The sequence below is a fragment of the Spirillospora sp. CA-294931 genome, assembly GCF_050946795.1.
In the GTDB taxonomy this organism is placed as follows: Bacteria; Actinomycetota; Actinomycetes; order Streptosporangiales; family Streptosporangiaceae; genus Spirillospora.
Window position 1 is genome coordinate 1,146,107 of sequence record NZ_CP192006.1, and the last position, 12,366, is coordinate 1,158,472.

Consider the following 12,366-nt stretch of genomic DNA (forward strand, 5'->3'; position numbering starts at 1 on the left):
ATATAAATCGCAACATCCGTTGCGCATCAGACTCCCGCGCTCTCCTACTCGGATCCCGTCGCATCGCCACTACCAGGGGAGCGCGGGTGCGCGCGTTGTGAGGGCCTCGTCGCTCTCCGCGGACCTCCATCGTCCGCCCGCTCCGGTGCCGCCGCAACTCCCTCATACCTACTCATTTACCCTGTGGGACGTGGTGGAGCCAGTTGCGACCGAAATCCGTGTTCACGCCCCCTCCGTGGGGTTCGACCTCGACCTGACGCTCGCCGACAGCCGGGCCGGGATCGCCGCCGTGTACGACGTCCTGGCGTCCGAGACCGGCGTCCCGATCGACACCGCCGCCGTCGTGCGGCGCATCGGCCCTCCTCTGGAGGAGGAGCTGGCCTACTGGTTCCCCGCCGAGCGGATCGCCGAGATGGCCACCCGATACCGCGCCGTCTACGCCGACGTCGCCGTGCCCGCCACCACGCTGATGGCGGGCGCCGCCGCGGCGATCGAGCTCGTCCGGGCCCTGGGCGGGCGGACGATCGTGGTCTCCGGCAAGAACCAGGCCGACACCGAGCGGACGGTCGCCTTCCTGGGCCTGCCCGTGGACGAGGTCGTCGGCGGCGTCTTCGGCGCGGACAAGGGGACGGCCCTGCGGGCATTCGGGGCCGACGCCTATGTCGGCGACCACACCGGCGACGTGGACGCCGCGAGGGCGGCCGAAGCGGTGGCCGTGGGCGTCGCGACGGGGTCGTTCGACGCGGCCGCGCTCACCGCATACGGGGCCGATGTCGTTCTCCCCGACCTGCTGGCTTTCCCGGAGTGGATCGGCCCGTCACGCTGACCCTATATTCGCGTGCGTGTTCGACCTGCGCGGCGTAGCGTGATGGGTCGCCCGGGCGCCGTGCGGCACCACACGGGCTTTCCCGACAAGCTGTAATCTTTACGTCAATCCCGGACGAGAACTGAACGAGGTCTCCCGTGCCCACTGGCAAGGTCAAGTGGTACGACGCCGACAAGGGCTTCGGCTTCCTCACCCGCGACGACGGCGGTGAGGTATTCGTGCACTCCTCCGCGCTCCCGGGGGGCGTGACCACGCTCAAGCCCGGCCAGCGCGTCGAGTTCGGAGTGGTCGAGGGCAGACGCGGACAGCAGGCACTGTCGCTGCGCACCTTGGAGACCCCGCCGTCGGTCGAGAAGTCGGTGGCCAAGGCCCGCCGCAAGAAGCCCGACGAGATGGTGCTGATCACCGAGGACCTCATCAAGCTGCTGGACGGGATCTCCGAGACCTACCGCCGCGGCAAGCACCCGGGCCCGGCCGAGGCCAAGAAGATCGCCACCGTGCTCCGCGCGGTCGCCGACGACCTGCACACCTGACCCGTCAGGTCCGGACGCCGGGGTGGGCGTCACCCACCACCCCGGCCCGCGCGTGCGGGTCGCGCACCGGCCCCGCCGGGCGCAGCAGCAGCCCGGCCAGGGCCAGCGCCAGCACCCCGGCGACGATCGAGAGCGCGACCCGTCCGTCGGCCACGATCGACGCGCCGAGCCCGAGCAGCCCGCCGACCACCCAGACGAGCTGGTGCAGCGTCTCGGTGACCGCGAACGTCGACGAGCGGACCTCCTCACCGATCTCCCGCTGCACCACGGCGTCCATCGAGAGCTTGCCCAGCGACTGGCCGAGACCGGCCGTCAGGGCCACGGCCAGCGCCGCCCACAGACCGAAGAAGATCGCGCTCGCGGCCGCCATGCCCGTGACGAACGCCAGCGTCCCGAACACGATCAACCGGGGCGCCCGCGCCTTCATCCAGGCGCCCAGCGCCGTGCCCGCCAGCCCACCGGCCCCCGCCGCGGCCGCCAGCAGTCCCAGCGCCACGTTGCTCGACACCTGACCGAACCGCTCCTCCCGCAGCAGGAAGGCCAGATAGAGGATCAGGAAGCCCGAGAACGCCCGGAGCGCCGCGTTGGCCTGCATCGCCTCGGCCACCGCCGGTCCGACACGCGGAAGTGTCCGCCAGTGGCCACGCGGCTGCTTCTCCGGCGCGTCCTCCGGGGGCGGCGCGTCGGCGTCCGGAAGATCGACATGGCGGGGGATGCGCATCGCGAAGACCACGCCGAGCAGGAAGACCACCATGGCGATCCGCAGCACCCAGTCGGGCCCGGTGAGCGCCCCGATCCCCGCGCCGATCGGCGCCGCGACCGCCGCCGCGATCAGCCCCGCGAACGACGAGCGCGCGTTCGCCGTCACCAGGGTGATCTCGTCCGGCAGGACGCGCGGCACCACGGCCGCCCGCAGCACCCCGTAAGCCTTCGACAGGACCAGCACGCCGAACGCGGCGGGCAGGAACGTCACGGTGTCGTCGTGCAGGACGGCGCCCGCCATGCCCCAGCACAGCAGGCCGCGGGCGACGAACGTCCCGGCGATCGAGTACCTGCGGGCATGGCGCATCCGGTCGAGCGCCGGGCCGATCAACGGCGCGACCAGCGCGAACGGCGCCATCGTCACCAGCAGGTACAGCGCGACCTGACCCCGCGCCTTGTCGACCTCCAGCCCGAAGAACAGCGTGCCGGCCAGCGCCACCGCGACCAGGGCGTCACCGGCGGCGTTGACCGCGCCGGTCTCGATCAGGCTGCCCAGACCGCTGCGTCCCGCCCCCTGGGCGTGGGTGGCGCGCCGGGTGAACCGCCCCGCGTTCTTCACGGCGCGTCCCGTCCCGCGGGCACCGCCGCGCACGGAACGCCCGATCGCGCCTGCGCGGCTCCGGATTCCCATGCGGTCTGCTCTCCTCAGGGGCGAGTTTCGGTCAGGGGGCCCGACAATGAGATTACGTTCCCCGAAAACGCGTCCCGCACCTCGCGGGACGCTCGCCGGGCCGGAAACCGCGACGGCGTTACGGCTGTACGGAGCGGGGGACCCGACCGTTCTGACGGGTGCTGTGCGCGGCCATGCCCTTCCATGCGCGAGAATTGATCCGTGAGCCCAACCCGTCAGTCCAGTCCCGCTCGCTCGGCCACCACCACAGCGCGCCGCGCGCGCACGCCCGCCATCGACGCGGCCTGCGCCGAAGCCGTCGATCTGGCCCGCGAGGCCGCGGTCGAGACGGCCCGGCCCTATCCGGTCGGCGAGCACCTCGGCCTGCGGTCCGAGGGCGACCGCCTGGTCACCCACGATTTCGAATGCCTCGACCCCGCCTACCGAGGCTGGCGCTGGGCGGTCACCGTGACCCGCGCCTCCCGCGCCAAGAACGTCACGGTCGACGAATGCGTCCTGCTTCCCGGCGAGGACGCGCTGCTGGCCCCCCAGTGGGTGCCCTGGCTCGAGCGGCTGCGCCCCGGCGACCTGGGCCCCGGCGACCTGCTGCCCACCGCCGCCGACGACGTCCGCCTGGCCGCCGGTCTCGGCCAGACCTCCGACGCCGCCGACCACCAGGCCCAGTGGGAACTGGGCCTCGGCCGGGTCCGCGTCCTGTCCCAGGAGGGCCGCGACGAGGCCGCCGTCCGCTGGTACGAGGGCGTCGCCGGTCCCCGCGCCCCCATCGCCGCCTCCGCCCCCGCCCAGTGCTCCACCTGCGGTTTCTTCGTCCCCCTCGCCGGTGAGCTGCGCCAGGTCTTCGGCGTGTGCGCCAACGAGTACGCCCCCGACGACGGCCGCGTCGTCTCCGCCGACCACGGCTGCGGCGCCCACTCCGAGGCCGTCGTCCTCCCCGCCGCCTCCGAGCACAACCCACCCGTCATCGACGAACTCGGCTACGACGTCGTCCCCACCGGCCCGGCGGCAGACGAAGCAGAAGAGGCACTGGGGCACAGTTAGCCCGGCCCCCGCGAGCTGCGCTCCGTTTATTGCGTCCGCGAGCTGCGCTCCTCGCCTGGCGGCTCGTCCCGTGTTTATTGCGTCCGCGAGCTGCGCTCCTCGCCTGGCGGCTCGTCGCTTGTCGCGGGCGCGGCTCGCGCTGCATTTTGCAGACAGACGCCTTCGGCGGGATTGCAAAATACGCGCATTTGACGCCTTCGGCGTGAGAGGCGCGGCCTTTGGCTGCGCTCGCGGCGGCTGAGGCGTGTTGGTGGCGGGGGTGAGTGTGCCCTGATCTGCGCGGGGCCGGGGCTCGCGCTTGCAGTTTGCGGATAGACGCCTTCAGCGGGATTGGGCGTGGTGATCTTGGTGGGTTGGGGTGGGGGGCGCTGACACACTGAGGGGTGGGTTTCGGCGTGCGTGTCTAGGGCTGGGGTGGGTTTGGTGGAGGCGGTTGTTGCTGCGCTTCGGGGGCGGGTGCTTCGGGGGTGGGCGGAGTCCGTCGCTCGGTTTCGGGAGGACGCCAACGCCGAAGAGGATCTGGTTCTTGGCGGGTATCGGGATCGGGTCGTCGTGGAGCTGGCTCAGAACGCTGCGGATGCGGCGGTTCGGGGTGGGGTTTCGGGGCGGGTGCGGTTCTCCTTGCGGGGGACGGTGCTGAGCGCGGCTAATACGGGGGCTGCGCTTGACGCGGGTGGGGTTGAGGCGCTTTCCACTTTGCGGGCTTCGGGGAAGCGGGACGAGGACGGGGCCGTCGGGCGGTTCGGGGTCGGGTTCGCGGCCGTGGTGGCGGTCAGTGACGAGCCCTCGATCGGGTCGGGTGGGGGCGGGGTCTCGTGGTCGCTGGAGCGGGCGCGGGAGCTGGCGTCCGGGGTTCCGGGGCTGGGTGAGGAGCTGGGACGGCGGGGCGGGCATGTGCCGTTGTTGCGGCTTCCGTTCGCGTGTGAGGTGGAGGTACCGGACGGGTTCGACACCGTGGTGCGGCTGCCTCTGCGGGACGCTGACGCGGTCGCGGCCGTGCGGCGGCAGCTGGAGGAGGCGGGGCCCGCGCTGATGCTGGCGTTGCCCGCGCTCGGGACGGTCGAGATCGAGATCGACGGGGTGGAGGTCCGGACGCTCACGGCCGAGCGGGCGGACGGGCGGGTCGTGATCGACGGCGTGCCCTGGCGGGTCGTCGAGGATCATGGGGTGGTTCCGCCGGAGTTGCTGGTCGATCGGCCTGTGGAGGAGCGGGCGCGGCCTTATTGGCAGGTGCGTTGGGCTCTGGGCGAGAGTGAAGCCCCCCGGGTTGTGCATGCGCCTACTCCCAGTGATGAGCGGCTTGATCTGCCTGCTTTGCTGATCGGCTCGTTTCCGCTGGCGCCGGATCGGCGGCATGTCGCCCCGGGGGCGTTGACGGACTTTCTGGTCGAGCGGGCCGCCGAGGGCTATGTGCGGTTGATGGGGCAATTGGCCGGTGACCCCGCGGTGCTTGAGCTGGTGCCCGGGGTTGTCGGAGTTGGGGAGCTGGACGCGCGGATTCGCCGGGCGATCGTGGGGCGGCTTCCCGATGCGGTGCTGTTGCCTGACGGGGCGCGGGGGCGGGACGCCGTGGTGGTGGACGCTCCGGCGGCGTTTGTGGGGCTATTGGGGACGGGAATCCTGCCGGGGGTGCTGCCCGCTCGGTGGCCTGCCAGGCATCCGGGCTTGAATGCCTTGGGCGTGCGTCGGGTGGAGTTGGCCGATGTGGTGGACGCCTTGGCCGGGCTGGAGCAACCCCCGCTGTGGTGGCGGGAGCTGTATGAGTCCCTGACGGGGGCGTCGACCGATGCTCTGGGGGCCATTCCCGTTCCGCTGGCCGATGGCCGGACGGTGCGGGGGCCGCGCGGGCTGCTGGTGGCGTCGGATTTGCCGAAGGGGCTTGAGATTCTGGGGCTTCGGCTGGTCGATCCGGAGGCGGCGCATCCTCTGCTGCTGCGGTTGGGGGCGGTCGAGGCCGGGCCTCGGGCGGTGCTGGGCGATCCGGCGGTGCGCGAGGCCGTCGAGGGGGCGTTCGAGGCCGATGATCCGGACGAGATCGCCGAGGCCGTGCTGGGGTTGGTGGCCGCGGCTCATCTGGACCCGGGGGACGAGCCCTGGTTGGGAGAGCTCCCTCTCTCCGGGGAGGACGGCGACCTGTACCCGGCGGCGGAGTTGCTGCTTCCGCAGAGTCCGCTTCGGGGGCTGATGGCCGAGGACGCGCCGTTCGGCGTCGTGGCCGAGGGCGTGGTGGAGCGCTGGGGTCCCGAGACGCTGGAGGCCGCGGGGGTGCTCGGCGGGTTCGCGCTGGTGCGGGCCGAGGACGTCAACCTGCCGGCCCTGGCCGACGGCGTCGAGTCGCAGGACCTGGCGGACGAGGAGCTCTGGGCCGAGGACGTCCTCGACCGGCTCGGCGATCAGGAGCTGCCGCCGGTCGTTCCCGAGTTCAGGGCCGTTCGTGATCTCGAGCTGGTGGCCGATTGGGATGCGGCTCTGCGGCTTCTGGCTCAGCCTCCCGTGCGGGTCGCTCTGGTGGAGCCCGTGCACGTGATGCTCTACGACGGACGGCGCGTGGCGTTGCCGTCCTATACGGCGTGGTGGCTGCGGCGGCATCCCGTGCTGAACGGGCGGCTCCCGGGGGAGTACAGCGTCCCGGACGATCTGCTCGCCGGCCTGTACGAGCCGCTCCCGGTCGAGTTCGACCCCGAGTTGCTGCTGGCCCTGGGGGTGCGGACGTCGCTCGACGAGCTGCTCCGGGAGCCGGGCGGCGCCCAGGAGCTGCTCGACCGGATGGCCGACCCCGCGCGCCCGGTGGCGCGCGACCGGCTGGGCGCGCTGTGGACGGCGCTGGCCGAGTCGGGGGCCGAGGTGTCGCCGCCCGAGCGGGTGCGGGCCGTGGTCGACGGCGAGGTCGAGGTCGTCGCGGCCGAGGACGCCCTGGTGCTCGACCGGCCCGATCTGCTGCCGCTGCTGGCCGGGCAGCCGCTGGTCATCCCGTCGCACGAGCTGGCGGGGCCGCTGGCCGACCTGCTCGACCTGCCCTTGGCGTCGGAGGAGGTGCCGGGGGCGGTCGAGTCGTCCGGGGTACCGGCCGGTGTGCCGGACGTGGTCGGTGGCGTTCTGCCCGGTGCCGTGGTGTCCTACGTCGCGCATGACCGCCTGGTCGTGGACGGGCAGGACGTGCCCTGGTTCCTTGGGGAAGGTGAGCTCCACGCGTCCGGCCCCGAAGGGCTCGCGCGGGGGCTGGCCTGGCTGGCCGGACGCTGGGAGGACCGCTTCGAGGCCGAGGCGGTGCTGCGGAGCCCGGACGCCGCCGCGACCCTGCGCGCGGAGGCCGACCTGGACGGCCGTGAGCCCCGGCACGCGGCCGGGGCTCACGGGTCCTACTCACACTTCTAGCCGCTCGGGACCTCGGCGTAAGACTCGAACTGCATCGCGTAGGCCGCGCGGCCCTTGGTCATGCCGCGCAGGTCACCGACGTAGCCGAACATCTCCGACAGCGGCACCAGGGCCCGGACGACGCGGGCGCCGGAGCGCTCGTCCAGGGCCTGGACGCGCCCCCGGCGCGCGCCGACGTCGCCGATGACCTCGCCCAGGTACTCCTCGGGCGTGATGATCTCGACGGCCATCACGGGCTCGAGGAGCACGGGCGACGCCTGCGCCACGGCCTCCTTGAAGGCGCGCGACCCGGCGATCCGGAACGCGTGCTCGGAGGAGTCCTCCACATGGTGGTCGCCGTCGTGCAGCACGACGCGGACGCCGGTCATCTCGTGGCCCGCCAGCACGCCGCACCGCATCGCGTCCTGGCAGCCCGCGTCGACCGACGGGATGAAGTGCGTCGGCACGCGGCCACCGGTGACCTTGTTCACGAACTCGTAGAGCTCGGCGATGGGCTCGATCGAGATCTGCACCCTCGCGTACTCGCCCCGTCCTCCGTTCTGCTTCCTGTGCGTGTGGACGACCTTCTTGACCGCCTTGCGGATGGTCTCGCGGTAGGCGACGCGGGGACGTCCCACGGCCGCCTCGACGCCGTAGTCGTCCTTCATGCTCTGGACGAGCACCTCCAGATGGAGCTCGCCCATGCCGCCGAGGACGGTCTGCCCGGTCTCGGCGTCGTGGTGGACCTGGAAGGACGGGTCCTCCTCGGCCAGCCGGGCGATGGCGGCCGCCAGCTTCTCGCGGTCGCCCCGGGATCTGGGCTCGACGGCGATCTCGATCACCGGCGCCGGGAAGTCCATCGACTCCAGGAGCACCGGATGGCCGGGATCGCACAGCGTCTCGCCGGTGGTCGTGCCCCGCAGGCCCATGACCGCGACGATGTCGCCCGCGCCGGCCGCCGCGATCTCCTCGCGCCGGCCCGCGTGGACGCGGTAGACCTTGCCGATCCGCTCCCTGGTCGCCCGGACGGGGTTCCACACGACGGTTCCCGGCTCCAGGCGTCCCGAGTAGACCCGGACGAACGTGAGCCGCCCGACATGCGGGTCGCTCATGATCTTGAACGCCAGGGCCGCGAGCGGCTCGTGCTCGGACGGCCTGCGGATCACGCCGTCCTCGCCCTCGATCGCCTCGATGTCGGCCGGGGACGGCAGGTACCGCACGATCCCGTCGAGCAGGGGCTGGACGCCCTTGTTCTTGAAGGCCGTACCGCAGAACACCGGGGTGATCGTGGGGCCGTCCGGTGCGAGGGTCAGGCGCCGGATCGCGGCGTGCAGCCGCTCCCGACCGGGCTCGTCGCCCGCGAGGTACAGCTCCATGAGCTCGTCGTCGTGCTCGGCGACGTCCGCGAGCAGCCGGTCGCGCCACAGCCGGGCCTCCTCGGCCTGGCCGGACGGGATCGCGGTCACCGTGTAGTCCTCGCCGTGCCACACCAGGGCCCGCATCTCCACCAGGTCGATGACGCCGGTGAAGTCCGACTCGGCCCCGATGGGCAGCTGGACGACCAGCGGCACCGCGCCGAGGCGGTCGGCGATCATCGCCACGCAGCGGCTCCAGTCGGCGCCGGTCCGGTCGAGCTTGTTGACGAAGCAGACGCGGGGCACGCCGTAGCGGTCGGCCTGGCGCCAGACCGTCTCCGACTGGGGCTCGACCCCGGCGACGCCGTCGAACACCGTCACCGCGCCGTCGAGCACCCGCAGGCAGCGCTCCACCTCGACGGTGAAGTCGACGTGCCCGGGGGTGTCGATGATCGTGATGGTGTGGTCGGCGCCGTCCAGCGGCCAGTGACAGGTGGTGGCGGCCGAGGTGATCGTGATGCCCCGGTCGCGCTCCTGTTTGAGGTAGTCCATCTGGGCGGAGCCGTCGTGGACCTCGCCGATGCGGTACGAGACGCCGGTGTAGAACAGGATGCGCTCTGTGGTCGTCGTCTTGCCCGCGTCGATGTGGGCCATGATGCCTATGTTGCGAACCTTCGTCAGGTCGCGGGTCGCCATCGCGCGCATGCCGTCCTCCTTCGGGTCTCGATCGGATTCGCCGGGGTGACCGGCGATCTCCGGTCACGTCCGCGTGACGGTAACCGGATCGAGGAGGACGGCGCGAAGGGTTTTCGGGCGGGTCAGCCGCCGTCGCGCGGCGCGGGCGGGCGCTCGCGGGACGCGTTCAGCCGGGGCACGTACCAGACGGCGAACAGCCCGATGCCGATGCCGACCGCGCACACCCACAGCCACCAGCGGTCGTCCTCGGGAAGGCCGGCGACCAGCAGGACGACCAGGGCCACGGCCCAGGCGGCGGTGCCCGCCGCCGCGATCCGGACGTCGTTGGTCCGCATCGGCTCGGGGTCGGGACGGCGCGCTCGGGTCATGGGCCCAGCTTAGGCGCCCTTCGCGGGGTGGGCGGCGGCACGTCCATCGTTCTTGCATACCCTATAGGGGTATAGGGTATGGTGAACGAGCAGTTCCGAGGGAAGGAGTCGGTCATGGACCACGGCAAGAACCTGACGCGGCAGGCGGTGAGCGCCACGCTGCACTGCCTCACCGGCTGTGCCATCGGCGAGGTCCTCGGGATGGTCATCGGCACCGCGCTGGGCTGGGGAAACGTCCAGACCATCGCGCTGGCCGTCGGCCTGGCCTTCCTGTTCGGCTACGGCCTGACCATGCGCCCGGTGCTGGCCGCGGGCGTGGGCCTGCGGCGGGCGCTCGGCATCGCGCTGGCGGCCGACACCGTCTCGATCGCGGTGATGGAGATCATGGACAACGGATTCATGATCGCCGTCCCGGGGGCGATGCACGCGGGCCTGCTCGACGCGCTGTTCTGGACGGCATTGGCCGGGAGCTTCGCGGTGGCGTTCGTGGTGACCGTCCCGGTCAACCGGTACCTGATCGCCCGGGGCAAGGGACACGCGGTGGTGCACGAGTTCCACGGCGGTCACGGAGAGCATCACTGACGTGTGACGCGTTGACGCATCCGTTGCCGTTTCGGTGCCCCTGGGGGGTGTTCGCGCCCCGTCCCGTCTGGCACGCTGCGCCCGTGACGGCAAAGAGTGCGCAGGCGCGGGGTCTCGACCGCTATTTCAAGATTTCCGAGCGCGGCTCCACGGTGGGCCGCGAGGTCCGGGGCGGGCTGGCCACCTTCTTCACCATGGGCTACATCGTGGTGCTGAACCCGCTGATCATCGGCACCGTGGCCGACAAGGACGGGCAGTATCTCGGCGACCTGACGGTGCCGGGGGCGAGCATTCCGCTGGTCGCCGCCGCCACCGCCCTGGTCGCCGGGCTGCTCACCCTCGGGATGGGGCTGATCGGCCGCTATCCGTTCGCGATGGCGGCCGGGCTGGGGCTCAACGCGGTGGTCGCGTTCAGCATCGCCAGCGACATGTCCTGGGAAGACGCGATGGGGATCATCGTCCTCGAAGGCCTGATCATCGCGGTCCTGGTGGTGACCGGGTTCCGGGTGGCGGTCTTCCGCGCCATCCCGCCCGGTCTGAAAACCGCCATCGCGGTCGGGATCGGCCTGTTCATCGCGCTGATCGGCTTCGTGGACGCCGGGTTCGTGCGCCGCGTCCCCGGAGCGGTCGGCGAGGCGTCGGTGCCGGTCCAGCTGGGCGCCGCCGGGGCGCTGTCGGGCTGGCCCACGCTGGTCTTCTCCGTCGGCCTGCTGGTCACCGCGCTCCTGGTGGCGCGCCGGGTCAAGGGCGCCATCCTGATCGGCATCCTCGGGACGACGGTGCTGGCGATCGTGGTGGAGTGGCTGGCCGACGCCGGGCCCTTCAACAAGGGACCGGGCCCGGACGGCAAGCCGGTGATCAACCCCGACGGCTGGCAGCTGAACGTCCCCAAGCTCCCCGACAAGATCGTCGAGACCCCCGACCTCAGCCTCGTCGGCGACTTCAGCCTGTTCGGCAGCTTCGAGCGCGCCGGGGTCACCGCAGCGCTGCTGTTCATCTTCACCGTCATGCTCGCCGACTTCTTCGACACGATGGGCACCGTCGTGGGCGTCGGCAAGGAGGGCGAGCTGGTCGACGAGGACGGCGACCTGCCCGGCATCCGCAACGTCCTGCTGGTCGACTCGGTCGGCGCGGCGGCCGGCGGCGCGGCGTCGGTGTCGTCCAACACCACCTACGTCGAGTCGGCGGCGGGCGTCGCCGAGGGCGCCAGGACGGGCCTGGCCAGCGTCGTGACCGGCCTGCTGTTCCTGGTCGCGATGTTCTTCGCGCCGCTGGTGACGATCGTCCCGTTCGAGGCGGCCACCCCCGCGCTGGTCGTGGTCGGCTTCCTGATGGTGACCCAGATCCGCCATATCGACATGAACGACTACGACATCGCCATCCCGGCCTTCCTGACCATGGTGCTGATGCCGTTCGCGTTCTCGATCACCGTCGGCATCGGCGCCGGCTTCATCGCCTACGTGGCCATCAAGGCGGCCCGGCGGCGGTTCGCCGAGATCCACCCGCTGATGTGGCTGATCGCGGCGCTGTTCGTCCTGTACTTCGCGCTGGAGCCGGTCAAGGATCTGCTGGGGGTCTCCTGACGTGGCACGATGTCGGCCAGGTAGCCGACCGATTGATCGGAGGAGAAGTCGCCCGGACGTGACGCGCGACCTCTGGGGGAATCCGGCCCCCTGAGGTATCGTTAGCAAAGGCAATGACTTCTGCGAACGAAAATGAGCACCCCACCGACGCCGCCACGCGGGCCGGGCCGGTCTCCGGGCCTGGCCGAAGACCTGCGCATCTCGATCGCCCGGCTGTCGCGCCGGCTCCGCACCCTGAAGGCCGCCGAGATCGGAGACCCGGACGAGGGCCCGCTGACGCTCACCCAGTTCGCCGCGCTCGCGGCCCTGGAACGGCACGGCTCGATGACCCCGCGCGAGCTGGCGGACCACGAGAAGGTGCGGCCGCCCTCGATGACCCGCGTGATCGCGTTCCTGGAACGGCAGGGGCTGGTCAGGCGCAGCCCGCATCCGACCGACGGGCGCCAGGTCGTCCTGGGGCCGACCGAGGAGGGGCTGGCGCACCTGGCCGAGCTGCGCCGCCGCAAGGAGGCGTGGCTGTCGCGCCGGCTGAGCGAGCTGACCCCGGCGGAGCGGGAGATCCTGCGCAAGGCGGCGCCGATCCTCGACAAGCTCAGCCGGTCGACCTGACAAAATCCGGAGAACCTCCCGACGAACGG

The 12,366-nt window shown here is 71.8% G+C and carries 10 protein-coding genes; 7 read left to right on the forward strand and 3 right to left on the reverse strand.

From position 1 onward, the window contains the following. Window positions 1–190: 190 nt before the first annotated feature. Window positions 191–826: an HAD family hydrolase gene (locus tag ACQPY4_RS05505; RefSeq protein WP_433333078.1), complete on the forward strand. Its 636-nt coding sequence runs from the start codon at window positions 191–193 to the stop codon at window positions 824–826. 137 nt (window positions 827–963) lie between these two features. Further along, a complete protein-coding gene (locus ACQPY4_RS05510; protein WP_433333080.1) occupies window positions 964–1,359 on the forward strand; it encodes a cold-shock protein in 396 nt (131 codons plus the stop codon). A gap of 4 nt (window positions 1,360–1,363) precedes the next feature. Here ACQPY4_RS05510 and ACQPY4_RS05515 read toward each other — a convergent pair whose 3' ends face one another. Continuing rightward, entirely contained in the window at window positions 1,364–2,752 is a 1,389-nt protein-coding gene (locus ACQPY4_RS05515; RefSeq protein WP_433333082.1) for an MFS transporter, read from the reverse strand. 201 nt (window positions 2,753–2,953) lie between these two features. On the opposite strand from ACQPY4_RS05515, the gene ACQPY4_RS05520 reads away from it, so the two are divergent. Next, the gene (locus tag ACQPY4_RS05520; RefSeq protein ID WP_433333084.1) at window positions 2,954–3,790 is read left to right on the forward strand and encodes a DUF3027 domain-containing protein; all 837 of its coding nucleotides are present in this window, start codon (window positions 2,954–2,956) and stop codon (window positions 3,788–3,790) included. A gap of 456 nt (window positions 3,791–4,246) precedes the next feature. After that, complete coding sequence (locus ACQPY4_RS05525; protein ID WP_433338812.1) at window positions 4,247–7,165, forward strand: sacsin N-terminal ATP-binding-like domain-containing protein; 2,919 nt, start codon at window positions 4,247–4,249, stop codon at window positions 7,163–7,165. Here the strand turns inward: ACQPY4_RS05525 and fusA are convergent. Both fusA and ACQPY4_RS05535 read right to left on the reverse strand, forming a co-directional pair. Beyond that, window positions 7,162–9,204: an elongation factor G gene (gene fusA, locus ACQPY4_RS05530; protein WP_433333086.1), complete on the reverse strand. Its 2,043-nt coding sequence runs from the start codon at window positions 9,202–9,204 to the stop codon at window positions 7,162–7,164. The genes ACQPY4_RS05525 and fusA overlap by 4 nt on opposite strands. A 113-nt stretch (window positions 9,205–9,317) precedes the next feature. Beyond that, window positions 9,318–9,563: a DUF2530 domain-containing protein gene (locus ACQPY4_RS05535; RefSeq protein WP_433333088.1), complete on the reverse strand. Its 246-nt coding sequence runs from the start codon at window positions 9,561–9,563 to the stop codon at window positions 9,318–9,320. A gap of 114 nt (window positions 9,564–9,677) precedes the next feature. On the opposite strand from ACQPY4_RS05535, the gene ACQPY4_RS05540 reads away from it, so the two are divergent. The 3 genes from ACQPY4_RS05540 to ACQPY4_RS05550 all read left to right on the forward strand — a co-directional run bounded on the left by ACQPY4_RS05540 (window position 9,678) and on the right by ACQPY4_RS05550 (window position 12,337). Continuing rightward, window positions 9,678–10,145: a DUF4396 domain-containing protein gene (locus ACQPY4_RS05540; protein WP_433333090.1), complete on the forward strand. Its 468-nt coding sequence runs from the start codon at window positions 9,678–9,680 to the stop codon at window positions 10,143–10,145. A gap of 83 nt (window positions 10,146–10,228) precedes the next feature. Continuing rightward, window positions 10,229–11,728, forward strand: coding sequence for an NCS2 family permease (locus ACQPY4_RS05545; protein WP_433333092.1), 1,500 nt, complete (start codon window positions 10,229–10,231; stop codon window positions 11,726–11,728). A 132-nt stretch (window positions 11,729–11,860) separates the two neighbouring features. Beyond that, a complete protein-coding gene (locus tag ACQPY4_RS05550; protein ID WP_433333094.1) occupies window positions 11,861–12,337 on the forward strand; it encodes a MarR family winged helix-turn-helix transcriptional regulator in 477 nt (158 codons plus the stop codon). The last annotated feature ends 29 nt before the right edge of the window (window positions 12,338–12,366 follow it).

Excerpts from the sequence above, each read along its gene's own strand:
- ACQPY4_RS05540 (WP_433333090.1), top strand. The coding sequence starts at position 9,678 with ATGGACCACGGCAAGAACCTGACGCGGCAGGCGGTGAGCGCCACGCTG.
- ACQPY4_RS05550 (WP_433333094.1), top strand. The coding sequence starts at position 11,861 with ATGAGCACCCCACCGACGCCGCCACGCGGGCCGGGCCGGTCTCCGGGC.
- ACQPY4_RS05515 (WP_433333082.1), bottom strand. The coding sequence starts at position 2,752 with ATGGGAATCCGGAGCCGCGCAGGCGCGATCGGGCGTTCCGTGCGCGGC.
- ACQPY4_RS05535 (WP_433333088.1), bottom strand. The coding sequence starts at position 9,563 with ATGACCCGAGCGCGCCGTCCCGACCCCGAGCCGATGCGGACCAACGAC.
- fusA (WP_433333086.1), bottom strand. The coding sequence starts at position 9,204 with ATGCGCGCGATGGCGACCCGCGACCTGACGAAGGTTCGCAACATAGGC.